A 24,169-nucleotide genomic window follows, 5' to 3' on the forward strand; every position below is an offset into this window, starting at 1 on the left:
TTGTTTTGTGGTCGCGTCGATTGTGCACCGTTTTTCGAGGCGTTCCGAAGCAGGCAAGCTCGTGTTTGAGCAAAGTCAACAGCTTGCGCGGTCACAAGCCCGGAACGCGATTCAGAAGCCACAATAGCGTGGCGTATGGAGGGCTTATCATGTACCGGAAAATCCTGATCACCACCGACGGCTCGGCCGTGTCGCAGCACACGGCCTGTGCCGGCGTCAAGTTCGCGCAGCAGATGGGGGCCGAGGTGCTGGCCCTGTTCGTCGCGCCGGAATACCAGTATCCGGTCTACGTCGAAATCATCCCGCCCGCCTATCCCAGCGAGGACGAATACATCGCGCAGATGCGGCGCACCGGTGAAGACTACATGGGCAGGATCATGCGTTCCTGCGCCGGCGCCGGCCTGCAGCACAGCTGCATGACGGCCTTTTCCGATGCCACGGCGCTCAAGATCGTCGACGTCGCCGAACAGGAAGGCTGCGACCTGATCTTCATGGGCTCGCACGGACGCAGCGGCTGGGGCCAGATCCTGCTGGGCAGCGTCACCAACAAGGTGCTGTCGCATACGACCAAGCCGGTACTGGTGCACCGCCTGATCAACGAGCCAGCCGCCACCTGAGGCCGGCGCCCTGCCTACTATATTAGAACAGCCGCGGTGCGCCGCGGCCTGGGGGAACGGCTACATGATAAGAATCGTCATTGCCGATGACCATACGATCATGCGCGAGGGACTCAAGCGCATCCTGGACGGTGCGCTCGACGTCGAAATCGTCGGCGAAGCCACCAACGGCTTCGAGGTGCTGTCGCTGGTGCGCCAGGGCGGCTTCGACCTGCTGCTGCTCGATTTGTCGATGCCCGGACGCAGCGGCGTCGACCTGATTCGCCAGGTGCGCAGCGAAGCGCCCAAGCTGGCGATCCTGATCCTCACCATGCACGAGGAAGAACAATATGCGGTGCGCGCCATCCGCGCCGGCGCCCAGGGCTATCTCACCAAGGAAAGCGCGGGCACCCAGCTGGTCGGGGCGATCCGCAAGGTGGCCTCGGGCCGGCCCTATATCAGCACCGAGGTCGCCGAGCAACTGGCCCTGAACATCATGGCGCCGAACGAGCAATTGCTGCACAAGCAGCTCTCGGACCGTGAATTCGAAGTGTTTTCGCTGCTGGTCGGCGGCAAGTCGATCACCGAGATCGCCAACAACCTGCACCTGTCGGTGAAAACCGTCAGCACCCACAAGACCCGCATCATGCAGAAGATGGGCATGACTTCGCTGTCGGAAATGGTGCAATACGCCGTCGCCCACCGGCTGCTGGCGCCGCTGAAAGCCTGAACGGCCCCGGCAGCAAGCCGGTTGCGGGCCTGGGCGCTTTGGCGCTGCGGGCCCAAAAGACGTTTGACAACGGTTCACAGTCATTTGTGCCATGCGCGCCACGGGGCGTGCTGGGCACCCGGGAGCCTGCAGCACGGGCATCCTACCTCCCCCTTGACGCGACGCCCCGCTGTGGTAAGAATATTCCTACAGCCTTAGCTCCCCTCCTACCTACACATTCAGCCATTGCTGATACCAATGCCGAACTCGTGTTGGCATACTGAATTCAGCGTATCGACTTGCTTGCGATCTAATTTTTCTCCGTAAGCCAAGCCTGCCGCTTGATGAATCCTATTGAAGCACCCGGTAGCGGCACCCCACCACGCCGCGCCAGCTCGAATTCTTCACTGGAGAAAAGCATGCAGTCCCAGCAAACGCCAGAACAACGCAACGCCTCGTCGACCATGCATTCCACTCCTATGGAAGCAGGCCGCCAACGCCAGGGCCGCCTGTGGTCCAACCTGAAAGAAGTCTGCGACCTGCTGCATATCCCGGCCGCCGTCTCGATCAATTCCGAAGAACTGCTGTTCCAGCACGTGCAATTCAAGACCGGCCAGCGCGTCCACACGATCGGCCAGGCCTTCGACACCCTGTACATCGTCAACTCCGGCTTCCTGAAAACGGTGCTGATCGACGAATTCGGCAACGAACAGGTGCTGAGCTTTCCCATGAAGGGCGACATGCTCGGCGTCGACGGCATCCACACCCGTCACTACGCCTCCGAGGCCGTGGCCCTGTCCGACTGCGACCTGATCTTGCTGCCCTTCAAGAAATTGACCGCCCTGGGCCGTGTGCACATGGAGCTGGAAAACCTGATGTACGGCGTGATGAGCCGCGAACTGGTGCGCGAACAGGCCATGATCGGCATGCTCGGCGCCCTCTCCGCCGAGGCGCGCGTGGCCCGCTTCCTGGTCTCGCTGGCCGACCGTTTCGCCGCCATGGGCTACTCGAGCAAGCTGTTCAACCTGCGCATGACGCGCCACGAGATCGGCAGCTACCTGGGCCTGACGCTGGAAACGGTGAGCCGCACCCTGTCGGCCTTTAACGAAATCGGCCTGATCACGGTCGACCAGCGCACCATCGGCATCAAGGATCCGGAAGCACTGAAGACCCTGCGCCGCCTGCCCCCTTCGCGCTCGCGCACCAAGGCGGCCGGCGCCAAGAAGGCCGAGCTCGACGCGGCCGGCGGCGACCAGGTGCTGGCGACGGTTTGACCGTTCGGCAGATGTACAAACGGCTCCGACGAGATGTCGGAGCCGTTTTACTTTGCACCGTCGAGGAATCGTAGGGGTAGTCGAGGCCAATGGCCTCGACTACCCTACGCCTTACTGATCCCGCGACAATACGCCGTTGTTGACTCGCACCGCATCGCCCGCGCGGAAGCCCGGATCGTTTTCATACTGCAGCGTCTGGGTCGCGCCGTTGCCCGTATAGCGCACGACGACTTCATAGCGCTGCGAGCGGTTCCGGTTGCGTTCGATGTTGTTTCCTACCATCCCACCGCCAATGGCGCCGGCCACCGTGGCCGCCGTGCGGCCGCTGCCGCTGCCGACCTGGTTGCCCAGCAGGCCGCCGACGACGGCGCCGGCCGCCGTGCCGAGATAATTGCCCTGGCCGCTGACTTCGACCACGTTCACCGCTTCCACCGTTGCGCAATTGGTGCAGTAGCGCGCCGTGCGCGGGGCGCTGGTGGCGACCGGAGACGCAACCGGACGCGGCGCGCCTGCCAGCAGCGGACGGCCCAGCACCTGGCTGGTGTAGCGGCCGTTGGCGCGGATGGTCGCCGTCACCCGGCTGTCCGGGGCGATGCGGTCGTCGCGGCGGATCGTGTAGTCGGCCGCATATTCGCCCGGACGCACCTCCGGCAGGAAGAACACGCCGCGCGCACCGGTGATCGTCAGCTCGACGCGCGCACCCGGGGTGCCGAACACGGTAAAGCCGAGATCGGCGCCCGGCACCAGCTCGTCGCTGCTGCGCACCTCGAATCGTTCGATCTTCGGCACCGTGGCCAGGTCGCCGCGGCGGTTCGGACGCGGCGCGCCGTCGCGCACCACCGATTCGGCCAGCACGTCGGTCGCCACGCGGTTGCCCACGCGCAGGTTGGCCGTGACGGCACTGTTGTTGGCGATGCGGTCGCGCGCGCCGATCGTGTAGGTGCCGACATACTGGCCCGGCTCGGTTTCCGTCATGTGCACGTTGCGGGTGGCGCCGTCGATGCGCAGGGTCGCGGTGCCGCCGGGCGTGCCGTACAGGTCGAAATGCAGTTCGACGCCGGGCGCCAGGCGCCGCACTTCCTCGACGTTGAAGCCGCGGATGACGGGGCTCGACAGGTTGTCGCGCGCGTACTGCTGGGCCTGCGCGACGGTCGGCGCCAGGGTCAGGGAGCACAGCGGCAACAACGCGACCACGGTCGCGCCCAGGGTATGTCTGAGTTTCATGGTGTGTCTCCTCGTATGGGGCAAGACAATATTCATAGCGTACTTACACGGTACGCCAGTGCCCCTGAGAAAACAGTGCGCTAACGAACGCTGTGCACGGCCTCGCCTGAGGTGACGAAAATGGCGTCGCCCGGCTCGCGCGTGACGACGTGGCCGCCGGTAAAGGAGCCAAAGGAAGGCAGGATCATGCGCCCCTTGCCGACCACGAAGCACGGCAGGCGCAGCGAATCGAAACGCGTCGCCAGCACCCAGGCCGGGTGCACGTGGCCGGCCAGCGCATAGCCGCCGGTCTCCAGATCGGGGTGATGGCAAAACGCAAACGGCCCTACCGCATGCGGTTCGTCGACCAGCTCGATGCCGAGCGCCGCCGTCGGATCGCCGGCGTGTTTATCGTGGTTGCCGCGCACCAGGGTCAGGCGCAGGTCGCGGCGGCGCTCGCGCCAGGCCAGCATCGCCTGCTGGGTGCTGGACGCATGAGCGGCGCGCGCATGCAGGAAGTCGCCGAGGAAGACCACGTGCTCGGCGCCATGCAAGTCGATCAGGGCATCGAGCCCGACCAGGTTTTCCGTGGTCGTGCCGCGCGGCACCGGAATGCCTTGCGCGCGGAAGGAAGCAGCCTTGCCGAAATGGATGTCGGCGATGATCAACATTTTTTGAGCCGGCCAGAACACGGCTTTTTCAGGCAGGAGCAGCAAGCGCTCGCCAGCAATCTCGACAACAGAACCCGTCATACGGCAGCAGCCTTCTCCAGTTCGCGCACCATGCGCGCTACACGGTCATTCAATTTCTCAGTACTCACTTTTTCGCGGAAACGCTCGACCATCAGCGCAAAGCCGAAGGGCGTCGCGCGTTTCACGACACGATACGCGACTTTCCGCGCATGCAGTTCGGCCAGCGTATCGCGCAGGCGGGTCAATTCCAGTTCCTGCTCCAGCACTTCACGCTGGGCTTGCGTCAACAGCAAGTTGCCGGCGTCGTGCTTACGGAACACTTCGAAGAACAGCGAGGACGAAGCCTGCACCTGCCGGTTCGATTTCGGCTGGCCCGGATAACCCTGGAACACCAGCCCGGCGATGCGGGCCACTTCGCGGAAGCGCTGCTGCGACAACTGGGTCGCGTTCAGGCTGTCGAGCACGTCTTCGAGCAGGTGCTCGGTGTCGAACAGGGGCACGTCCAGGCCGGTCGCGCTTGAGAACTCCTGCTCCCAGTCGACCGGCTCGGGCGACATCAATTCAAAACCGTAGTCGTTGATCGCGATCGAAAACGTGATCGGCTGGCGCCGCCCGATGCGGTAGGCGAACAGCGAAGCCAGGCCCATGTGCACCGAGCGTCCCGCGAACGGGTACACGAACAGGTGATAGCCCTCGCGGCTCTTCATCGACTCCAGCACCAGGGTATCGAGCGTGGGCAGGGCCGACCACTTCGACTGAATGTCGAGCAGAGGCCGGATCGCCTGCATTTCCGGCCCTTCGAAACGGCCCTCGGCCGCCTGGCGCAACTGCTCCAGGGCAGCGTGCGCGAGCTCGGACGACATCGGCATCTTCGCGCCCTGCCAGCGCGCAATTGCACCGCGCGTACCGGTCGCGCGTTTCACGAAAGCCGTCATCTCGTGCACCCGGACGAATTCCAGGATGCGTCCGCCGAACAGGAAATGGTCGCCTGGCTTGAGGCGCCCGATGAAGGACTCCTCCATGCTGCCGATGCGCCCGCCGCTGACGTATTTCACCTGGATGGTCGCATCCGAGACGATGGTGCCGATGCCCATCCGGTGCCGCCGCCCGATGGCGGTATCCGGCACCCGGTAGACGCCCTCCTCGTCCGGCAGCACGCGCCGGTATTCCGGATACACGGTGAGACTCTGTCCGCCGCGCGCGACGAAGTCCAGCGCCCACTGCCACTCTTCCTCGGTGAGATGGCGATACGACCAGGCACGGCGCACTTCATTGAAGAACTCCTCGGAGCGGAAACCGCCGCCCAGCGCCACCGTCACCAGGTGCTGCACCAGCACGTCGAAGGGCTTATTGGGCACATAACGCCCCTCGATCCTGCGCGCCGCCACCGCCTTCTTGGCGCCGGCCGCTTCCAGGATTTCCATGCTGTTGGTCGGCACCAGGGTCACGCGCGACACCCGCCCCGGCGCGTGACCGCTGCGCCCGGCCCGTTGCAGCAGGCGCGCGATGCCCTTGGCGCTGCCGACCTGCAGCACGCGCTCGACCGGCAGGAAGTCCACGCCCAGGTCGAGGCTGGCGGTGCAGATCACGGCTTTCAGGTCGCCCTTCTTCAGGCCCATCTCGACCCAGTCGCGCACCTCGCGCGCCAGCGAACCGTGGTGCAGCGCGATCAGGCCGGCCCAGTCGGGACGCGCTTCCAGGATGTTCTGGTACCAGATTTCCGATTGGGCGCGGGTATTCGTGAACACCAGGGTCGCGTCGTAATGCTCGATCTCGTCGATCACGGGTTTCAGCATCTGCAGGCCCAGGTGGCCGCCCCAGGGAAAACGCGCGACATCTTTCGGGATCAGCGAGTCGACGACGATTTCCTTCTTGGTATCGCCTTCGACCAGCACGCCCTCCATCCCACCCAGCAGTACCTGGCGCGCCAGATCCAGGTCGCCCATCGTCGCCGACACGCCCCAGACCACCAATCCGGGGCGCCAGTGGCGCAGCCGCGCCAGCGCCAGCTGCACCTGCACACCGCGCTTGCTGCCCATCAGCTCGTGCCACTCGTCGATGATGATCATGTCGAGGTGCTTGAACTGCTCGGCGGCCGCCGCATGGCTCAGCAACAGCGACAGGCTTTCCGGCGTCGTGACCAGGCTGGTCGGCCACTTGCGCGCCTGGCGTGCGCGCTCGGCCGAGCCGGTGTCGCCGGTGCGGGCGCCGACCGTCCACTCGGGCGCGAGCGCCGCGGCGGACTCCTCGAGCGCGCGCTGGGTGTCGGCGGCGAGCGCGCGCATCGGCGTGATCCACAGCACGCGCAGGCCGCTCATCCGCCCTTTTGCCAGGGCGCCACGCTGCAAGGCGGCCAGCCACACGGCGTAGGTTTTACCGGCGCCGGTATTCGCATGCAGCAGCCCGGACTGGCCGGCCAGCGCGGCCTTCCAAACTTCTTTCTGGAACGGGAAAGCTTTCCAGCCGCGCGAGGCGAACCAGTCCTTGACGACGCTTGGTGTTGGCCCGCTCATGCGCGCAGGCCTGTTATTCGCTGAAAGGGTTTGCCCATCAATGCAGGTTTCTCGTTAGGATTCCCGACGTAAATATGGCCGACAGCGCCGATCACAAGCGCAAGGTGCAGGCTTAGGCGCTTGCCGCCGCCAATAAACCCTTGAGCGTATCGAGCGTGTCCGCATCCTCGACCGTCTTGTCGTCGCGCCGCCGCAAAATCCGCGGGAAGCGCACGGCGATGCCCGCCTTGTGGCGCGAGGACAAGGCAATGCCCTCGAAGCCGATCTCGAACACCATGGTCGGCTTCACCGAGCGCACCGGCCCGAATTTCTCGATGGTCGTCTTGCGGATCGCATTGTCAACCTGGGCAATCTCGGCATCCGTCAGGCCGGAATAGGCTTTTGCGAAGGGTACCAGCTTGCGCTCGCCATGCCCTTCGTCGTCGTCCCAGACAGCAAAGGTGTAGTCGGTATAGAGCGAAGCGCGGCGCCCGTGTCCGGCCTGCGCATAGATCAGTACCGCGTCGACCGAGTAGGGATCGACCTTCCACTTCCACCAGGTGCCGACATCCTTGGTGCGTCCCACGCCGTACTGGGCACTTTTGGCCTTGACCATCATGCCTTCGACGCCGCGGTTGCGCGATTCTTCGCGCAGGGCGGCCAGCGCTTCCCAGCTGTCGGCCTGGACCACGGGCGAGATTTTGAGTTGCGGCTGATCGATGGCAGCCACCTGCGTTTCCAGCAGCGCGCGCCGTTCGTGCTGGGGCAGCTGGCGCAGGTCGACGCCGTCGAGTTCCAGCAAGTCGTAGCAGACCAGCACGGCCGGCAACTCGGCCAGCAACTTGGCGGACAAGGTTTTGCGGCCGATGCGGCGCTGCAGTTCGGCAAACGGCGCCGGCACGTCGTTGGCGTGATCCCAGACCAGCACCTCGCCATCGACCACGGTCCCCTCAGGCAGGCGCACGCTGCACAGCTCGGGAAAGCGCTCGCTGATCAGGTCTTCGCCGCGCGACCACAGGTAATTCTGCGCCCCGCGCCGCACCAGCTGGGCGCGGATGCCGTCGTATTTCCATTCGACTTGCCAGTCGTGCAAATCGCCCAGCGCGGCCGGGTCGCCCTGCAACTGATGCGCCAGGAAGAAGGGATAGGGTTGGCCGCCGCGCAGCTTGTGCTCTTCGTCCGACTGCGCGGCAATCAATTGCAGGAACTTGGCGGCAGTTGGACGCACGCTGCCGTCGGTCCAGCCCATCAGGCGCTGGGCGATCAGTTTGCTGTCCACGGCGGCGATGTTCGCCAGCGCGCGCGTCACCAGCAGCTTCGAGACGCCGACCCGGAAGCCGCCGCCGATCAGCTTGCAAAACAGGAAGCGCTCGGGCGTGGTCAGCTCGTTCCAGTAGGTGAACAGGGCTTCGCGGATGACAGGCGGGTCGGCGCCGCGCAAGGGACCGATGCGTTCGGTCATCCATTCTGCCAGACCGACGTCGCTGCGCTTTTCCGGCGGCGGCAGGATGTGTGCGATGGTTTCGGCCATGTCGCCCACCGCATGGTAGGACTCGTCGAACAGCCATTCGTCCAGCACCGCGTATTCGATCGCGAACTGGCGCAGCAGCTTGGTCGGCACCGCCTGCCGCGGCTTACCGCCGGCCAGGAAATACACGGCCCAGGCCGCGTTCTCGGGTGCGGCCGTGGAAAAATACTGCTGCAGGGCCTCGAGTTTACGGTTGGTGGCGGTGGTCTCGTCGAGTTCGGCGAACAGGCGGGCGAATTCACGCATCCTTGCTCTCCTGCTGCTCCACGGCTTGCTCCCCTTCCGCCGCCGGTTGCGGCGCGATGCCGACGTCGTCATCGTCGTCGCCGTATTCGGTATCGAAGCCGGCCGCGTCCAGTCCCTGCTGGCACAGCCATTTGACCATCACGGGGATCGAGCCGTGGGTGACGATGATGCGCTGGGCGCCGGTGGCGGCAATAGCGCTCATCAGGCCCGGCCAGTCGGCGTGGTCGGACAACACGAAGCCGCGGTCGACGCCACGGCGCCGGCGCGCGCCGCGCAGCTGCATCCAGCCGCTGGCGAAGGCGTCGCTGTAGTCGCCGAAGCGCTTCATCCAGGGCGAGCCGGAGGCGGACGGCGGCGCCACGACGATGGACTGCTTCAGCGCCGCCTTGTCGACGTCGCTCACCATCAGGGTCGGCGGCAGCATGATCCCGCCTTCCCGGTACACGCGATTGAGCGGTTCCACGGCGCCGTGGCAGACGATCGGGCCGATCGAAGGATCCAGCCCCGACAGGATGCGCTGGGCCTTGCCGAAAGAGTAGCCGAAGATCACGCTGCAGCGCCCCTCTTCCGCATTCTTCTTCCACCAGCGGTTGATGTCGTCGAAAATGCTCTGTTCGGGTTCCCAGCGGTAGATTGGCAGGCCGAAGGTCGATTCGGTAATGAAGGTATGGCAGCGTACCGGCTCGAAGGGCGCGCAGGTTTTGTCGGGTTCGATCTTGTAGTCGCCGGAGGCGACCCAGACCTCGCCCTGGTGTTCCATACGCACCTGGGCCGAACCGAGCACGTGACCGGCCGGATGCAGGGAGATGGTGACGCCGTTGTGCACGACGGTCTGGCCGTATTCGAGGCCGTCGACATTGATGTCGCCCAGGCGCGAGCGCAGCACGTGCACGCCGCTGGCGGCGGTCAGGTATTTGCCGTGGCCGTAGCGCGCATGGTCGCCATGGGCATGGGTGATCACGGCGCGCTCGACCGGCCGCCAGGGATCGATATAAAACCCGCCAGGGACGCAGTACAGCCCCTCCTTGCGCACGACGACCATATCTCCCATGCGGACCTTTCCGGCTTCAGACTAGTTCAACGAAGTCTGCCATAAAGCTTTTATGCTCGCCGTCCGGGAAGTCGATGCCGATCTGGTCGCCTGCCACCGACACCACCACGCCCTCGCCGTACTTCGGCACCTTGACCTTCATGCCGGCTTCAAAGTGCGGGCCGGCCGGCTCCGGTTCGGGCGTGTGGTCGAACTCGTCGTCGCGGATTTCGATGTCTTCCAGCGCCAGCGCCGGCGGGTTCTTGCAGTTGTCGCAGCGGCAGCATTTCTCGAAGCCTTCGACCTCGTCGCCGAAATAGTCGAGCATCAGTTTCCAGCGGCAGAAGCCGCTTACCGCATAGCTGACCATCTTTTCCAGCGACTCGCGGTCGTGCTCCTGCTTTTGCACGTAGACCGCGGCCAATTGCTCGAAATGGGCCGCCTTCGGCTCGTTCGCCGTGATCACGAACTCGAGCTTGCGGTTCTGGCGCACGAACTTGCCGTCCTTCAGCAGCTTGAGGCAGACCTTGATCTTGGCTTCGTTTAGGTCGCCCAGCTTGTCCTCGATGCCTTCGGTCGTGACCGCACCCTCTTCCGCCAGTTCGCGCGCGGCCTCGTAGACCGAGCGGATCTCCTCCGCGTCCGGATAGTGCTTGACGAGGAAGAACTGCTGCAGGCGTTTGTCGTCCTGCAGGAAGAGCAAGGTGCACTGGGCATCCTGGCCGTCGCGCCCTGCCCGGCCGGATTCCTGGTAATAGGATTCGAGGTTCGCCGGAATTTGAAGATGGATCACGAAGCGGGTGTCGCTCTTGTCGATGCCCATGCCGAAGGCGTTGGTCGCGACCATGACGCGCCGTTCGTCGTTCATGAACAGGTCCTGGTTCGCCTTGCGCTCGGCGCTGGGCAGCTTGCCGTGGTAGATCGTCACCGATTCGCCCGCTTCCTCGAGGATGCGGTGCATCTCTTCGGCCGCCTTGACCGTGGCGGCGTAGACGATGCCGACGCCTTCGGTTTCGGCCACCAGGCGCCGGGCTTCGGAAAACTTCTCGTCGGGATTGGTCACCTGCACCACGCTGTAGTGCAGGTTCGGGCGGTAGATGCCGGTGTTGATGACCTTCATGCGCGGCCGGTTCAGCTGGCGGCCGATGTCTTCCATCACCTCGTCGGTGGCGGTGGCGGTCAGGGCCAGCACGGTCGGGTGACCGAGCGCGGCAATGGCGGCCGCCATCTCGATATAGGCCGGGCGGAAATCGTGGCCCCATTGGGAAATGCAATGGGCTTCGTCGATCGCGACGAGGGCAACCGTCGTTTGCTTCAGCACTTCCAGGAACTCGGGCGAAGCCAGGCGCTCCGGCGTGCAGAACACGATCCCGCAAGCGCCGGTCGCAATCGCATCCAGCGCTTCCCGTTCTTCCTCGGCATTCAGGCTGCTATTGACCTGACAGGCACGCACGCCCAGTTCTTCCAGCTTGCCGAGCTGGTCCTTCATCAGCGAGATCAGGGGCGAGACGACCACCGTCAAGCCCTCCAGCAGATGCGCCGGAATCTGGTAGCACAGCGACTTGCCGCCGCCGGTGGGCATGATCGCCAGCGTGTCCTTGCCGTCGAGGACGCTGTCGATGACGCGCTGCTGGCCGTCGCGCAGGCGTTCGATGCCGAACACGGAGCGCAGCAGTTTTTTGATGGAATGACGGCGCACTGCGAGCAGGCCGTTATGCAGGAGTTGGGGGTCGTGTCGGGTCATGCGAGCACTCTAAGGCGCGCGCGCGAACACGACTATAGGACGCCAGCCAGATGTGGCGTAGGAGCGGCACTTGATGGCCCTTCTCGCCGCTGAGACAGTTGCGCAAGGTCTATTCCTACAGAACGGAGGAATGCCCGCCGATGCCGCGCAAAGTGGCCTGGCCTCAAAATGGCACCATACCAACGCGAATGTGAAGACCAGGAGAAACAATCATGATGCGCTCGATCCCCACTACCCTGACCGCACTCCAACTTGCCCTCGCCAGCGCCGCTGCCTGGCTGATCTTCGAAACGAATACCCTGCAGAGCGCAGCGGTCCTGATGTTTCACTGAATTCCTGCGCCATGTGCGGCAGGTTTCGCCAGTGATGTCTGGCTGAAATCAATTGTCGCAAAACATGGCTTCTGCTGGCGCACGATAAGGCCAGGCAACAGTTGAGACCGGTACAGCGTACGTGCCGGCAATTAAATAAAGCGACAACGCCACCCATTGGGGTGGCGTTTTTTGTTTTCCTGCCGATGACCCGAAAAAAACGCCATCCCGACTCGCATCGGGATGGCGTTTCCTTACCGAGAGAACAATCGATCAGGCAGCCTTGGCTTCCATATCGACCGCGTCGGTCTCTTCGGTCGGCAGACGCATCATGTAGTCGAAGGCGGCCAGCGAAGCCTTGGCGCCCTCGCCCACGGCGATCACGATCTGCTTGAACGGCACCGTGGTGACGTCGCCGGCGGCAAACACGCCCGGCAGCGAGGTTTCGCCACGCACGTCGACTTCGATCTCGCCGTACGGCGACAGCTCGATCGTGCCCTTCAGCCATTCGGCGTTCGGCACCAGGCCGATCTGCACGAACACGCCCGCCAGTTCGACCGTCTTGACCTCGCCGCTGTTGCGGTCCTTGTACGACAGGCCGGTGACCTTCTTGCCGTCGCCATGGATTTCCGTGGTCTGGGCGCTCTTGATCACGTTCACGTTCTTCAGGCTGTAGAGCTTGCGCTGCAAGACCGCGTCGGCGCGCAGCTCGGCGCCGAATTCGATCAGCGTCACGTGTTCGACGATACCGGCCAGGTCGATGGCCGCTTCGACGCCCGAGTTACCGCCGCCGATGACCGACACGCGCTTGCCCTTGAACAGCGGACCGTCGCAGTGCGGGCAATAAGCCACGCCGTGGTTCTTGTACTCTTTTTCGCCCGGCACGTTGATTTCGCGCCAGCGGGCGCCGGTCGAGATAATCACCGACTTCGATTTCAAAACGGCGCCGTCTTCGGTCGTCACTTCGAACAGCTTGCCGTCCTCGTTCCTCTCGAGCTTGGCCGCGCGCTGCAGGTTCATGATGTCGACTTCGTATTGCTTGACGTGCTCTTCCAGCGAGACGGCAAACTTCGGCCCTTCGGTTTCCTTGACCGAGACAAAGTTCTCGATCGCCAGGGTGTCGAGCACCTGGCCGCCGAAACGGTCGGCCACGACGCCGGTACGGATGCCTTTGCGGGCGGCGTAGATCGCCGCGGCTGCGCCGGCAGGACCGCCGCCGACGATCAGCACGTCGAAGGCTTCTTTCTTGGACAGTTCGGCCGCCTTGCGCTTGCCGGCGCCGGTGTCGAGCTTGGCGAGGATTTCCTCGGCGCTCATGCGGCCCTGGCCGAAGTGCTCGCCGTTCAGGAACATCATCGGCACGGCCAGGATCTGGCGCGACTCGACTTCATCCTTGAACAGGCCGCCATCGATGGTCGTAACCTTGATGCGCGGATTGATGATCGACATCGAATTCAGCGACTGCACGACTTCCGGGCAGTTATGGCAGGACAGCGAAATAAAGGCTTCGAAGACGAAGTCGCCGTCGAGATTCCTGATCTGTTCGATCACTGCCTCGTCGAACTTGATCGGGTGGCCGCCGACTTGCAGCAGGGCCAGCACCAGCGAGGTGAATTCGTGGCCGAGCGGAATCGCGGCGAATTCGATACCGATGTCGGTACCGACGCGATTGATGGCAAACGACGGCTTGCGTACGCCCTGGCCATCGTCGCGGTAGGTAATCTTGGCGCTCAGGGAGGTGATTTCCTTGAGCAGCTCTTCCATTTCGCGCGCTTTCGGCGACGCGTCCAGCGATGCAACGATCTCAATCGGCTGCACCACTTTTTCCAAATAGGCCTGCAACTGCTTCTTGAGGGTTGCTTCGAGCATGGTTTTTCCTTTTATTCGGTGAAGAATGGATGCCGGCGGTCTTCCCTGCCCGGCATCCCGGTACTGCTAACTGCTGACTACTAACTACTTAGATCTTGCCGACCAGGTCCAGCGACGGGGTCAGCGTTTCGGCGCCTTCGGTCCACTTGGCTGGGCAAACCTGGCCTGGGTGGGCGGCGACGTACTGGGCAGCCTTGACTTTGCGCATCAGTTCCGATGCGTCGCGGCCGATGCCGTTGTCGTGCACTTCCATGACCTTGATCTGGCCTTCAGGATTGATGACGAAGGTGCCGCGCAGTGCCAGGCCTTCTTCTTCGATCATGACCTGGAAGTTGCGTGCCAGGGTGCCGGTCGGGTCGCCGATCAGCGGGTAGTTGACTTTCTTGATGGCGTCCGAGGTGTCGTGCCATGCCTTGTGGGCGAAGTGGGTGTCGGTCGACACGCCGTAGACTTTCACGCCCATTTTTTCGAATTCAGGCTGGAAATCAGCCAGGTCTTCCAGCTCGGTCGGGCAGACGAAGGTGAAGTCGGCCGGGTAGAACATCAGAACCGACCAGGTGCCCTTGAAGTTCTCTTCCGTCAGGTCGACGAATTTGCCTGCGTGGTAAGCGGTTGCTTTGAATGGCTTGATCTCGGTATTGATAAGGGACATGGAAGCTCCTGTTGTGGTGTGAATCAAAAGTTGATAAATGCAAGTGTAGAGCGCTTGCGCTCGCTTGTAAAATTAATTGATCGGATAAGATCGATTAATTTCTACTATCGCAAGGAGGAAAGAATGCCGGCCATGACTGGCAGGGTTGGCATTCCTATCATTCTCGCAAGAACTTGCCAGTGTGAGGGAAAGGCGCGGTCTTTGCAACCGCGAGTCCGCTTGGACCCCGCGCCGCAAATGCGCCGTCCCCCGTATAGTCGGGCTTCACCCAAGGATGAAAGGCAGGACGATGCGCACTCACGTATTGATGGGAATGATCGCGCTGGTAAGCGCATGTTCGAGGGATGCAGGCCACCCGCCCGCCGCGCCTGCCGTGCCCGTGGAAAAGAGCGTGGTCCCATCCGCGCCGGCGGCAAACTCGCTCTCCGCCGAGGGCATCGGGCCAATCCGCTTCGGCATGACCCTGGCCCAGGCAGAGCAGGCATCCGGCGGCAAGGCTGCTTTGCCGGAGCCTTTCGATCCCGCCTGCAGCATGGTGCGCTTCTCTACCCTACCCAAGCTGCGCTTCATGGTCGAAAACAGCATCGTGACGCGTGCCGATGCCGACACAGGCGTCGCCAATGCGGTCGGCATATCCTATGGCGATACGCTCGAGCAAATCCGCAGCCGCCATCCCGAGGCGCAGGTGAGCGCTCACAAATACGATGAGAACGGCCGCTATGTGAGCTTCCCCAGCGCCGACGGCCGGGCCGCCCTCATCCTGGAAGTAACAGGGGGCAAAGTGACGAAGATACGCGCCGGCCTGCAGCCGGCAGTAGCCTACGTCGAAACCTGCGGCTAGCCGTGCTCGGACCGGCACAGCCACCCCTGGGGTCAGGTCTGTCATTTAGACACGAGCTCGACAGTAAACCAGCAATACAGCAGAAGCCGTGTCCGAATGACAGACCTGACCCCAGCCGTTTGCGGATTGAAGAAAGCTGCGGCCAGCCGCGTTCAGACCGGCACGGCCGCGCAGGCCACAGCCACATCGCAAGGCAGCGCCAGGCTGAAGATCGAGCCCTGCCCCGGCGTGCTGGTCACGCTCAGTTCGCCGCCGTGGGCCACGGCCAGCTGGCGCGAGATGTACAGGCCGAGGCCCAGGCCTTTGGGCTCGCCGTTGCGGGCGCCGCGCTCGAAGGGCTGGAAGATGCGCTCGATGTCTTCCGGCGCAATCCCTTTCCCCTTGTCGATGACGTCGATGCGGGCGCACTTGCCCTCGACCACCACCTGCACCTCGACATTGCAGCCGCCGCCATAGCGCAGCGCATTGGTGAGCAGGTTGACGACCACCTGCTCGATGCGGAACTCGTCCCAGCAGCCGGTCACCGGCGGATGCGGCGCCAGCGTGATGGCGCAGCCGCTGGCGGCGGCCTGTAGCGAGAGGTCGCTCACCACGCGTTCGAGCATGCCCATCAACTCCACCTGGGCCGGGCGCACCGACAGGGTGCCGTTGCGCATGCGCGTGACGTCGAGCATGTCGTCGATCAGGCGGATCATGGCCTTGATCTGGCGCTCGTCGCGCTTGATCATGGCGCCCATCTGCTCGCCGGCAAAAGCCTGCAGGTTGCCACGCTTCAGATGCAGCGTGCGCATCTGGGTCTCGAGGAATAGCGTATTCAGCGGCGTGCGCAGCTCGTGGGCGACCAGCGACATGAAGTCGTCGCGCATGCGAAGGGAACGTTGAAGCTCCAGCTGGGTCGCGTTCAATTCCTGGAGCAGAATTTCCTGCTCGCGCCGGCTCTTTTCCAGCGCTTCCATCTGGCGCCGCGTTTCGCGCCGCTGCTGGTCGAGCGCGACGAAGACGTTCACCTTGCCGCGCACCGCGTCCGGGTCGAGCGGCTTGTAGAGAAAGTCGACGGCGCCCGTTTCGTAGCCCTTGAAAGCGTAGTTCAGCTCGCGGCCGGCGGCGGAGACGAAGACGATCGGGATGTGGCGCGTGCGTTCCGTGCCGCGCATCAGTTCGGCCAGCTCGAATCCGTCCATGCCAGGCATCTGCACGTCGAGGATGGCCAGCGCGAACTCGTGCTCGAGCAGCAGCGCCAGCGCCTCGTCTCCCGAGTGGGCGTGGAACACGAGGCGCTGCTCGTCGCGGATCAGGGCGTCGAGGGCGCGCAGGTTGTCCGGCAGATCGTCGACGATGAGGAGTTTGCTTGGTTCTTGTAGGCTCATGTTGTCTCCAGCTGTGGCAGCAGCGCGCGGATCGCGGCCAGCGGCAAAACCAGGTGCGGGGCGCACAGCCGGATGGCCCCTTCCGGCATCGCGCTGGCCTGCGCGCCTGCCGGGTCCTGGACGATGGTCAGGCCGCCGCGTTGCCTGATCGTTTGCATGCCTTCGGCGCCGTCGATGTTGGCGCCGGTAAGCAGAATGCCGGCCAGGCCGGCGCCATAGGCGTCGGCGGCCGACTCCATCAGCACGTCGATGGCCGGACGCGCATAGTGTACCGGCGGCTCGCAACTGATGGAAAAAACGCGGTCCTTCTCGATCGACAGGTGATACCCGGCGCCCGCGAAATACACGGTATTGTCCTCCACCGGCGCCTTGTCGACCGCCTCGCGCACCGGCAGGGACAGGCGCGCGGCGAACAGTTCGGCCAGGCGGCTCTCGCGGTCGGCTGGCAGATGCAGGATGCAGACCGTGGCCGGCCTAAAATCGGGCGGCAGGGCCGGCAGCAGCTCGACCAGCGCGTCGACGCCGCCGGCCGAGGCGCCGATCACGAGCGCTTCGATGTTGCGGCCAGCGAGGACCTCGTCGACCGACTGCGCAAGCGATGCGTCGGGCACGCTCATTCTGCCGCCTTGCGGAAGATGCGCTCGCGGCGCGCAATGGATTCGAACCGGTTCGCGTAGGTCGAAAAGTCGATGCTTTCCTTGCTGCCCAGCGCCAGGAAGCCGCGGTGGCAGAGCGACTCGTGGAACAGGCCGAGTACCCGGTTCTGCAGGCGCCGGTTAAAGTAGATCATGACGTTGCGGCAGCTGACGAAGTGGGTCTCCGAGAACACGCTGTCGGTCGCCAGGCTGTGGTCGGCGAAGGTCACGTTCTCCACCAAAAAGCGCTCGAACAACGCGCCGCCGTAAGCCGCTGTGTAGTAATCGGAAAACGCACGTTTGCCGCCCGCCTTCTGGTAATTCTCGGTGTACAGGCGCATCCGGTCGAGCGGGAACACGCCGCGCCGCGCGGCCTCCAGCGACTCCGGATTGATGTCGGTCGCGTAAATGATGCTGCGCTCGAGCAGGCCTTCCTCGTGCAGCAGGATCGCCAGCGAATACACTTCCTCGCCCGTCGAGCAGCCGGCCACCCAGAGCTTCAGCGACGGATAAGTCGACAGGTGCGGCACCACCTGGCTGCGCAGCGCCGCGTGGTATTCGGGGTCGCGGAACATTTCGGTCACGGGAATGGTGAGGTATTGCAGCAGCCGGGCAAACGCTTCCGGCTGGTGCAGCACCTTGGCCTGCAGCTCGGAGACGTTCTCGCATTCCATTTCGCGCAGCGCGACCAGCACGCGGCGCTTTTGCGAGGCGCCAGTGTAGTCGCGGAAGTCGTAGTTGTACTTGAGGTAGACCGCCTCGACCAGCATCCGCAGTTCGATGTCGATGTTGTCCGGAGGATGCTTCATCAGCCGATACGCTCCATCGTCGGCATCCATACCCGCAGCAGCGAGTACAGGCGCGCCAGGTCGATCGGTTTCGCCAGGTAGTCGTTGGCGCCGGCGGCCAGGCACTGCTCCTGGTCGTCCTTCATTGCCTTGGCCGTGATGGCGATGATCGGCAGGCGGTTGAAGCGGCCGTCGGCGCGGATGCGGCGCGTCGCTTCCAGGCCGTCCATGCCCGGCATCATCACGTCCATCAGCACCAGGTCGATGCCCGGCACTTCGTCCAGCTTCGAAATCGCTTCGAAACCGTTGCGTCCGACTTCGACGTTGGCGCCGCGCTGCTCAAGCGCGCTCGTCAAGGCGAACACGTTGCGCACGTCGTCGTCGACCAGCAGGATGGTGCGGCCTTCGAACACGCGATCGCGGCCGCGCACGGTTTTCAGCATGTGCTGGCGCTCGGTCGAGAGCTGCGATTCGACTTTATGCAGGAACAGCGTCACCTCGTCGAGCAGGCGCTCGGGCGAACGCGCGCCCTTGATGATGATCGAGCGCGAATACTTCATCAGCTCGGCTTCTTCGTCGCGCGTCAGGTTGCGTCCCGTGTACACGATGACCGGCGGGAAGGACACCAGCTCTTCGTGCGACATATGCTCGAGCAATTCCTTGCCCTGCATGTCGGGCAATTTGAGGTCGATGATCATGCAGTCGAAGATCTCGCTGCGCAGCAAGGCCAGGGCTTCCTCGCCGGAACCGACGGCGTCGATCTTGACGTCCTCGTCGGCGATCAGCTGCACCACGCTCTCACGCTGGCGTTCGTCGTCCTCGACCAGCAGCACGCGCTTGATCTGCTGCGCGCTCTTTTCCTGCAGCTTGCGGAACACGTCTTCCAGCTGCTCGCGGCTGGTCGGTTTCAATGCGTAGCCGATCGCGCCCAGGTGCAGGGCCTCGCCGCCGTTTTCCATGCTCGACACCACGTGCACCGGGATGTGGCGGGTGGCCGGATTGTCCTTCAGCTGCTGCAGCACCGACAGGCCGGAACTGTCCGGCAGGCGGATGTCGAGCAGGATCGCGTCCGGGCTTTCGCTGGCGGCCAGCTCCAGGCCTTCGCCCGCGGTCAGGCCCACCAGGCAGCGGTAGTCCATGTCGTGCGCGAGGTCGAACAGGATGCGCGCGAAGTCGGGTTCGTCTTCGATCACAAGCACGGTGCGCTGGCCCTCGGCGCTTTGCGCGCGGTCGTCCGGGAAGGCGGAACGGGCTGGCGCTTCCTCGACCGTTTCCACCGGCTCGGGGGCCGGCGGCGGCAGCGGGCGCGCCGGACGCGATGCCGGGCTAGCCGCACGCGGGGCCGGCGGCGCGGCCGAGACCATGCCGTTACGCGGCATGCTCAGGGTAAAGGTGCTGCCCTCGCCCGGCGTGCTCGACACCACCAGGGTGCCGCCCAGCAGGCTCGTCAGATCGCGCGAGATCGACAGGCCGAGACCGGTGCCGCCGAAGCGGCGGTTGGCCGTGCCGTCGGCCTGGTGGAAGGCTTCGAAGATGCGTTCCTGCTGGTCAGGCGCGATGCCGATGCCAGAATCGACGACGGTGAACTGGACCCAGCCTTCGTCGGTGGCACTCACCGTCAGGCTGACCTCGCCCGCTTCCGTGAACTTCACCGCGTTCGACAGCAGGTTCTTCAGCACCTGCTCCAGGCGCTGGCGGTCGGTGTGCAGGGTCGGCGGCACGTTCGGTTCGACGGTAAGCGTGAAGCGCAGGTCCTTCTGCTTGGCCAGCGGCTCGAAGGTGCGGCCCAGGCCCTCGACCGTGCGGCGGATCGGCAGGTCTTCCGGCAGCAGTTCCAGCTTGCCGGCTTCGACCTTGGAAATGTCGAGGATGTCGTTGATCAGGTGCAGCAGGTCGTTGCCGGCCGAATAAATCGTCTGGGCGAAGCGCACCTGCTCGTCGTTCAGGTTGCCCGGCACATTGTCTGCCAGCAGCTTCGCCAGGATCAGCGAGCTGTTCAGCGGCGTGCGCAGTTCGTGCGACATGTTCGCGAGGAATTCGGATTTGTAGCGGCTGGCGCGTTCCAGGTCCAGCGCCCGTGCGCGCAATTGTTCCTGGGCTTCGGTCAGGGCCGCGTTCTTCATGTCCAGGTTCAGGGCCTGCTCGGCCAGCTGGTCGTTGGTCTGCTCCAGTTCGGCCTGCTGGTTTTCCAGGCTGGTCTGCGATTCTTCCAGGGCGCGCGACTGCTCTTCGAGTTCCTCGTTGGCGGTGCGCAGCTCTTCCTGCTGCACTTGCAATTCCTCGTTCAGGGCCTGGCTTTCGTCGAGCGCGTCCTGCAGGCGCTGGCGATACACGACGGCGCCGACCGAGGCGCCGATGGCGTCGCCGACCAGTTTCAGGAATTCGATGTCGCGGTCGCGCACGGGGTGCAGGAAACCGATTTCCATCACGCCCTTGACCTTGCCGAAGTTGTTGAAGGGCGCGATCACGATCTCGCGTGGCGCCGTCTCGCCCAGGCTGGAGATCACCTTGATGTAATCCTCGGGCAGCTCCTTCACGCGGATCAGACGGTTTTCGTTGGCGGCCTGGCTGGCCAGCGAGGCGCCGCGCGGGATGACTTTCGCGCGCTCGTCGTCGTTCGAGAAACCGTAGGCGCCGATGCGGCGCAACACACCTTCTTCGTTACGGAAATACATGGCCGCCACCGACCCGCCCAGGTAGCGCACCACGTGGTCGAGCACGGCCTCGGCCAGCGCTTCCAGGGAATTGAGGCCGATGCTTTTCGATGCCAGCTCGGTCTGGCCGCTGCGCAGCCAGCTCAGGTGGCGCAGCTCGGCATTGTGTTCGTTCTCGTGGCGCAGGATGTCGTCGTAGCTGGTCGACAGGCGCAGCAGTTCGCGCCGTCCGAAGGCGGCCAGCAAGCCGCCCACGATCAGTGTGAACAACAGGAAGGAGCCGACCGACCAGGTGATCACCGAGCGCGCATCCTGGTTGCGCTCGACCAGCAGCGCGTTTTCGTTGTTCACGAAGGCGGCGAACTGCGCGCGCATGTCGTCGGTCAGGCTCTTGCCGCGGCCGCTCATGATCGACGCCACCACATCCTGCTTGTCGCGGCGGCGCTCGATCGTGTCCTCGGTAAATTTCACCCACTCGGCGTGGGCGCCGCGCACCCGGTTCAGGCGGTCGGCCTGGGCGTTGTTGTCGCCGATCAGGCGCAGCAGCGAATCCATCTCGACCGCGACCTTGGGCTTGGCCACCGTGTACGGGCTGAGGAAACTTTCGTCGCCGGAAATCACGTAGCCGCGCATGCCGGCTTCCATGTCGGACACGAGCTTGTTGACCTCGTTGGCCTTGCCGATGACTTCCTGCGAGTGCTCGACCCAGTTCAGCACGCTGACCAGGTAGGCGACGATCGCCACGAAAACGATGGCGCTCAGGACCGAGAGGCCAAGCGGAAGCGCAACGTTGCGGGCGAGAATGCGGCGGAACTGGGAGTTATCGAGCGAGGTGCCGGTCATGTGTTGCGTTATTTTTAAGAAAAAAGTTCTTAAGTGTAACGCAAATGTCACCTATTTGGTCGCTTCAAACGTGCGCCGCCTCCCGTATTTACCGGGTCAAACATGGCCGTAAGTATGGCGCCGTGCGGCTTTTCGCGGCGCTTGCCACCGTTTCCGGCGTGCCGGCCGCGACCACGGTGCCGCCCTCGTCGCCGGCACCGGGCCCGATGTCGATCGCCCAGTCGCAGGCAGCCACCACGCGCATCGTGTGCTCGACCACGACAACCGTGTTGCCGGCGTCCACCAGGCGCTCGAGCTGGACGATCAGCCGATCCACGTCCGACGGGTGCAGGCCGGTGGTCGGCTCGTCCAGCACATATAAGGTATTGCCGCGGCCGGTGCGCTGCAGTTCGGTGGCCAGCTTGATGCGCTGCGCTTCGCCGCCCGACAGTTCGGTGGCCGGCTGGCCCAGGCGCAGATAGCCCAGGCCCACCTCGCGCAGCACTTCCAGCGAGCGCTCGACCAGCGCTTCCCCGGCGAAGAAGTCAAAGGCCGAATCGACCGTCATGCCCAGCACCTCGGCGATGTTCTTGTCTTTATAGGTCACTTCCAGCGTTTTCGCGTTGTAGCGCGCCCCGGCGCAGACCGGGCATGGCGCGTACACGCTGGGCAGGAACAGCAGCTCGACCATGACGGAACCTTCGCCCGCGCAGTTTTCGCAGCGGCCCTTGGCGACGTTGAAGGAGAAGCGGCCGGCATCGTAGCGGCGCGATTTCGCCATCTTGGTGGCCGCGAACAGTTTGCGCACCTGGTCAAAGAGGCCCGTGTAGGTGGCCAGGTTCGAGCGCGGCGTACGCCCGATCGGCTTCTGGTCGACCCGCACCATGCGCCGGATCGCTTCCATGCCCTTGACGATACGCCCCTCCAGCGGTGTGGCCGCTTCCTGTTCCAGGTCGTCGGCTTCCTCGGTCTCGATCGGTGCGCCGCCATGCCCCAGCTCGCGCCCGACCAGGTCCACCAGCACCTGGCTGACCAGGCTCGATTTGCCCGACCCGGATACGCCGCACACGGCGGTGAGCACGCCCAGCGGGAACTCGACCTTCAGATTGTTCAGATTGTTGCGGGTGACGCCTTCCAGGCGCAGCCAGCCGGCGGGCTCGCGCCGTTCGCGCACCTGCAGCGGCGCCTCGTCGAACAGGTAGCGGCGGGTCTGCGATGCTTCGATTTTCTTCAGGCCATCCGGTTCGCCGCTGTACAGCACTTCGCCGCCCTTCTCGCCTGCGGCCGGCCCGACGTCGACGATCCAGTCGGCGCAGCGGATCACGTCCAGCGCGTGCTCGACCACGAACAGCGAATTGCCCGACGCTTTCAATTGGTCGAGCGCGGTCAGCAGGGCTTCGGTGTCGGCCGGATGCAGGCCGGCCGAGGGCTCGTCCAGCACGTAGACGACGCCGAACAGGTTCGAGCGCACTTGCGTGGCCAGGCGCAGGCGCTGCAGTTCGCCGGGCGACAAGGTCGGCGTACTGCGCTCCAGCGCCAGGTAGCCCAGGCCCAGGGCGAGCAGCACGTCCAGGCGCGCGACCAGGTCTTCGGCGATGCGCTGGGTGACGATCAGCTGTTCGGGATGCAGTTTGGCGCGGCGCTTGTCGTCGGCCGCCTTGCCGGAGGCATAAGGCAGCAGCATGGCGTGCAGGCGTGCCAGCGGCATGCGCGAGATGTCGGCGATGTCGACGCCGCCGAAGGTGACCGACAGGGCTTCCTGGCGCAGGCGCTTGCCGCGGCACAGCGGACACTCGGTACTGACCATGTAGCGCGCCACGCGCTTCTTCATCGAAGCACTTTCCGTGGTGGCGAAGGTCTGCAGCACGTAGCGCCGCGCGCCCGTGAAGGTGCCCTGGTAGCTCGGCGTTTCCTTGCGTTTCAGGGCGCGCTTGGTTTCTTCCGGCGTGAGGCCAGCGTAGACGGGCACGGTCGGCGTCTCGTCGGTATATAAAATCCAGTCGCGGTCCTTCTTCGGCAGCTCGCGCCAGGGCGTGTCCACGTCGTAGCCCATGGTGACCAGGATGTCGCGCAGGTTCTGGCCGTGCCAGGCCGGCGGCCAGGCCGCCACCGCGCGCTCGCGGATGGTGAGCGAGTCGTCCGGCACCATCGACTGTTCCGTCACTTCGTAGACGCGGCCGAGGCCCGAGCACTCGGGACAGGCGCCTTCGGGGGTATTGGGCGAAAACGATTCGGCGTAGAGCAGCTCCTGGCCGTCGGGATAGTCGCCGGCGCGCGAATACAGCATGCGCAGCGAGTTCGACAGCGTGCTGACGCTGCCGACCGATGAGCGCGTGGTCGGCGAGCCGCGCTGCTGCTGCAGGGCGACGGCCGGCGGCAGGCCGTCGATCTCGTCGACTTCGGGCACCGGCATCTGGTGGAACAGGCGGCGCGCATACGGCGAGACCGATTCCAGGTAGCGCCGCTGGGCTTCGGCGTACAGGGTGCCGAAGGCGAGCGAGGATTTGCCGGAGCCGGACACGCCGGTGAACACGACCAGCGCGTCGCGCGGGATGTCGAGGCTGACGTTTTTCAGGTTGTGCTCGCGCGCGCCGCGCACGCGCACATAGCCGGGGCGGCCTTGTCCGCCGGCCGGGGTGCCTGTTTCCTTGCCCGCAGTCTGGTTGTCGTCTGCCTTGCGTCGCATCGGCTCGTTCCCTTCCTGTCGATGGATCCA

The 24,169-nt window shown here is 64.4% G+C and carries 17 protein-coding genes; 4 read left to right on the forward strand and 13 right to left on the reverse strand.

Annotated features, from left to right (window positions below; translation table 11 throughout):
• The first annotated feature begins 149 nt into the window (after positions 1 to 149).
• The 3 genes from ACFPQ5_RS15270 (at position 150) to ACFPQ5_RS15280 (ending at position 2,579) form a co-directional block, all read left to right on the forward strand.
• The gene (locus ACFPQ5_RS15270) at positions 150 to 617 is read left to right on the forward strand and encodes a universal stress protein (protein ID WP_379757243.1); all 468 of its coding nucleotides are present in this window, start codon (positions 150 to 152) and stop codon (positions 615 to 617) included.
• Positions 618 to 681: 64 nt separating this feature from the next.
• Positions 682 to 1,326: a response regulator gene (locus ACFPQ5_RS15275; protein WP_056332929.1), complete on the forward strand. Its 645-nt coding sequence runs from the start codon at positions 682 to 684 to the stop codon at positions 1,324 to 1,326.
• Between the two features lie 458 nt (positions 1,327 to 1,784).
• Positions 1,785 to 2,579 (forward strand): Crp/Fnr family transcriptional regulator, encoded by a 795-nt coding sequence (locus ACFPQ5_RS15280; protein WP_379760129.1) that lies wholly within the window; start codon positions 1,785 to 1,787, stop codon positions 2,577 to 2,579.
• A gap of 111 nt (positions 2,580 to 2,690) precedes the next feature.
• Here ACFPQ5_RS15280 and ACFPQ5_RS15285 read toward each other — a convergent pair whose 3' ends face one another.
• The 8 genes from ACFPQ5_RS15285 to ahpC form a co-directional block, all read right to left on the reverse strand.
• Positions 2,691 to 3,803, reverse strand: coding sequence for an outer membrane lipoprotein (locus tag ACFPQ5_RS15285; RefSeq protein WP_379757248.1), 1,113 nt, complete (start codon positions 3,801 to 3,803; stop codon positions 2,691 to 2,693).
• An 80-nt stretch (positions 3,804 to 3,883) separates the two neighbouring features.
• The gene (pdeM, locus tag ACFPQ5_RS15290) at positions 3,884 to 4,534 is read right to left on the reverse strand and encodes a ligase-associated DNA damage response endonuclease PdeM (RefSeq protein ID WP_379757251.1); all 651 of its coding nucleotides are present in this window, start codon (positions 4,532 to 4,534) and stop codon (positions 3,884 to 3,886) included.
• Positions 4,531 to 6,987 carry a ligase-associated DNA damage response DEXH box helicase gene (locus ACFPQ5_RS15295; RefSeq protein WP_379757254.1) on the reverse strand — a complete coding sequence of 819 codons (2,457 nt, stop codon included), beginning with the start codon at positions 6,985 to 6,987 and terminating at the stop codon, positions 4,531 to 4,533. The genes pdeM and ACFPQ5_RS15295 overlap by 4 nt, the downstream gene beginning before the upstream one ends.
• 112 nt (positions 6,988 to 7,099) lie before the next feature.
• On the reverse strand, positions 7,100 to 8,740 hold the full coding sequence (locus ACFPQ5_RS15300) for an ATP-dependent DNA ligase (RefSeq protein ID WP_379757257.1): 1,641 nt from the start codon (positions 8,738 to 8,740) through the stop codon (positions 7,100 to 7,102).
• Positions 8,733 to 9,791, reverse strand: a complete 1,059-nt coding sequence (locus ACFPQ5_RS15305; RefSeq protein WP_379757260.1) for a ligase-associated DNA damage response exonuclease — start codon at positions 9,789 to 9,791, stop codon at positions 8,733 to 8,735. The genes ACFPQ5_RS15300 and ACFPQ5_RS15305 overlap by 8 nt, the downstream gene beginning before the upstream one ends.
• A gap of 16 nt (positions 9,792 to 9,807) precedes the next feature.
• Complete coding sequence (locus ACFPQ5_RS15310) at positions 9,808 to 11,514, reverse strand: RecQ family ATP-dependent DNA helicase (RefSeq protein WP_379757263.1); 1,707 nt, start codon at positions 11,512 to 11,514, stop codon at positions 9,808 to 9,810.
• A gap of 584 nt (positions 11,515 to 12,098) precedes the next feature.
• Positions 12,099 to 13,694 carry an alkyl hydroperoxide reductase subunit F gene (gene ahpF, locus ACFPQ5_RS15315; protein WP_379757266.1) on the reverse strand — a complete coding sequence of 532 codons (1,596 nt, stop codon included), beginning with the start codon at positions 13,692 to 13,694 and terminating at the stop codon, positions 12,099 to 12,101.
• 88 nt (positions 13,695 to 13,782) lie between these two features.
• A complete protein-coding gene (gene ahpC / locus ACFPQ5_RS15320) occupies positions 13,783 to 14,346 on the reverse strand; it encodes an alkyl hydroperoxide reductase subunit C (RefSeq protein WP_379757269.1) in 564 nt (187 codons plus the stop codon).
• A gap of 289 nt (positions 14,347 to 14,635) precedes the next feature.
• Here ahpC and ACFPQ5_RS15325 point away from each other — a divergent pair, with 289 nt between their 5' ends.
• Positions 14,636 to 15,187, forward strand: coding sequence for a hypothetical protein (locus tag ACFPQ5_RS15325; protein WP_379757271.1), 552 nt, complete (start codon positions 14,636 to 14,638; stop codon positions 15,185 to 15,187).
• Between the two features lie 152 nt (positions 15,188 to 15,339).
• Here ACFPQ5_RS15325 and ACFPQ5_RS15330 read toward each other — a convergent pair whose 3' ends face one another.
• The 5 genes from ACFPQ5_RS15330 to uvrA all read right to left on the reverse strand — a co-directional run bounded on the left by ACFPQ5_RS15330 (position 15,340) and on the right by uvrA (position 24,139).
• Entirely contained in the window at positions 15,340 to 16,554 is a 1,215-nt protein-coding gene (locus ACFPQ5_RS15330) for a hybrid sensor histidine kinase/response regulator (protein WP_379757274.1), read from the reverse strand.
• On the reverse strand, positions 16,551 to 17,171 hold the full coding sequence (locus ACFPQ5_RS15335) for a chemotaxis protein CheB (RefSeq protein ID WP_379757277.1): 621 nt from the start codon (positions 17,169 to 17,171) through the stop codon (positions 16,551 to 16,553). Before ACFPQ5_RS15335 ends, ACFPQ5_RS15330 begins: the two co-directional genes overlap by 4 nt.
• The gene (locus ACFPQ5_RS15340) at positions 17,168 to 17,998 is read right to left on the reverse strand and encodes a CheR family methyltransferase (RefSeq protein WP_379757280.1); all 831 of its coding nucleotides are present in this window, start codon (positions 17,996 to 17,998) and stop codon (positions 17,168 to 17,170) included. Before ACFPQ5_RS15340 ends, ACFPQ5_RS15335 begins: the two co-directional genes overlap by 4 nt.
• Positions 17,998 to 21,474, reverse strand: a complete 3,477-nt coding sequence (locus ACFPQ5_RS15345) for a response regulator (RefSeq protein ID WP_379757283.1) — start codon at positions 21,472 to 21,474, stop codon at positions 17,998 to 18,000. The genes ACFPQ5_RS15340 and ACFPQ5_RS15345 overlap by 1 nt, the downstream gene beginning before the upstream one ends.
• 88 nt (positions 21,475 to 21,562) lie before the next feature.
• On the reverse strand, positions 21,563 to 24,139 hold the full coding sequence (uvrA, locus tag ACFPQ5_RS15350; protein WP_379757286.1) for an excinuclease ABC subunit UvrA: 2,577 nt from the start codon (positions 24,137 to 24,139) through the stop codon (positions 21,563 to 21,565).
• Between the last annotated feature and the right edge of the window lie 30 nt (positions 24,140 to 24,169).

This window comes from Massilia suwonensis, from assembly GCF_042655665.1.
Taxonomy (GTDB): Bacteria; Pseudomonadota; Gammaproteobacteria; order Burkholderiales; family Burkholderiaceae_D; genus Telluria; species Telluria suwonensis.

Excerpts from the sequence above, each read along its gene's own strand:
- ACFPQ5_RS15285 (WP_379757248.1), bottom strand. The coding sequence starts at position 3,803 with ATGAAACTCAGACATACCCTGGGCGCGACCGTGGTCGCGTTGTTGCCG.
- ahpC (WP_379757269.1), bottom strand. The coding sequence starts at position 14,346 with ATGTCCCTTATCAATACCGAGATCAAGCCATTCAAAGCAACCGCTTAC.
- ACFPQ5_RS15300 (WP_379757257.1), bottom strand. The coding sequence starts at position 8,740 with ATGCGTGAATTCGCCCGCCTGTTCGCCGAACTCGACGAGACCACCGCC.
- uvrA (WP_379757286.1), bottom strand. The coding sequence starts at position 24,139 with ATGCGACGCAAGGCAGACGACAACCAGACTGCGGGCAAGGAAACAGGC.
- ACFPQ5_RS15325 (WP_379757271.1), top strand. The coding sequence starts at position 14,636 with ATGCGCACTCACGTATTGATGGGAATGATCGCGCTGGTAAGCGCATGT.
- ACFPQ5_RS15270 (WP_379757243.1), top strand. The coding sequence starts at position 150 with ATGTACCGGAAAATCCTGATCACCACCGACGGCTCGGCCGTGTCGCAG.
- ahpF (WP_379757266.1), bottom strand. The coding sequence starts at position 13,694 with ATGCTCGAAGCAACCCTCAAGAAGCAGTTGCAGGCCTATTTGGAAAAA.
- ACFPQ5_RS15335 (WP_379757277.1), bottom strand. The coding sequence starts at position 17,171 with ATGAGCGTGCCCGACGCATCGCTTGCGCAGTCGGTCGACGAGGTCCTC.
- ACFPQ5_RS15330 (WP_379757274.1), bottom strand. The coding sequence starts at position 16,554 with ATGAGCCTACAAGAACCAAGCAAACTCCTCATCGTCGACGATCTGCCG.
- ACFPQ5_RS15295 (WP_379757254.1), bottom strand. The coding sequence starts at position 6,987 with ATGAGCGGGCCAACACCAAGCGTCGTCAAGGACTGGTTCGCCTCGCGC.
- ACFPQ5_RS15305 (WP_379757260.1), bottom strand. The coding sequence starts at position 9,791 with ATGGGAGATATGGTCGTCGTGCGCAAGGAGGGGCTGTACTGCGTCCCT.
- ACFPQ5_RS15345 (WP_379757283.1), bottom strand. The coding sequence starts at position 21,474 with ATGACCGGCACCTCGCTCGATAACTCCCAGTTCCGCCGCATTCTCGCC.
- ACFPQ5_RS15275 (WP_056332929.1), top strand. The coding sequence starts at position 682 with ATGATAAGAATCGTCATTGCCGATGACCATACGATCATGCGCGAGGGA.
- ACFPQ5_RS15280 (WP_379760129.1), top strand. The coding sequence starts at position 1,785 with ATGGAAGCAGGCCGCCAACGCCAGGGCCGCCTGTGGTCCAACCTGAAA.
- pdeM (WP_379757251.1), bottom strand. The coding sequence starts at position 4,534 with ATGACGGGTTCTGTTGTCGAGATTGCTGGCGAGCGCTTGCTGCTCCTG.
- ACFPQ5_RS15340 (WP_379757280.1), bottom strand. The coding sequence starts at position 17,998 with ATGAAGCATCCTCCGGACAACATCGACATCGAACTGCGGATGCTGGTC.
- ACFPQ5_RS15310 (WP_379757263.1), bottom strand. The coding sequence starts at position 11,514 with ATGACCCGACACGACCCCCAACTCCTGCATAACGGCCTGCTCGCAGTG.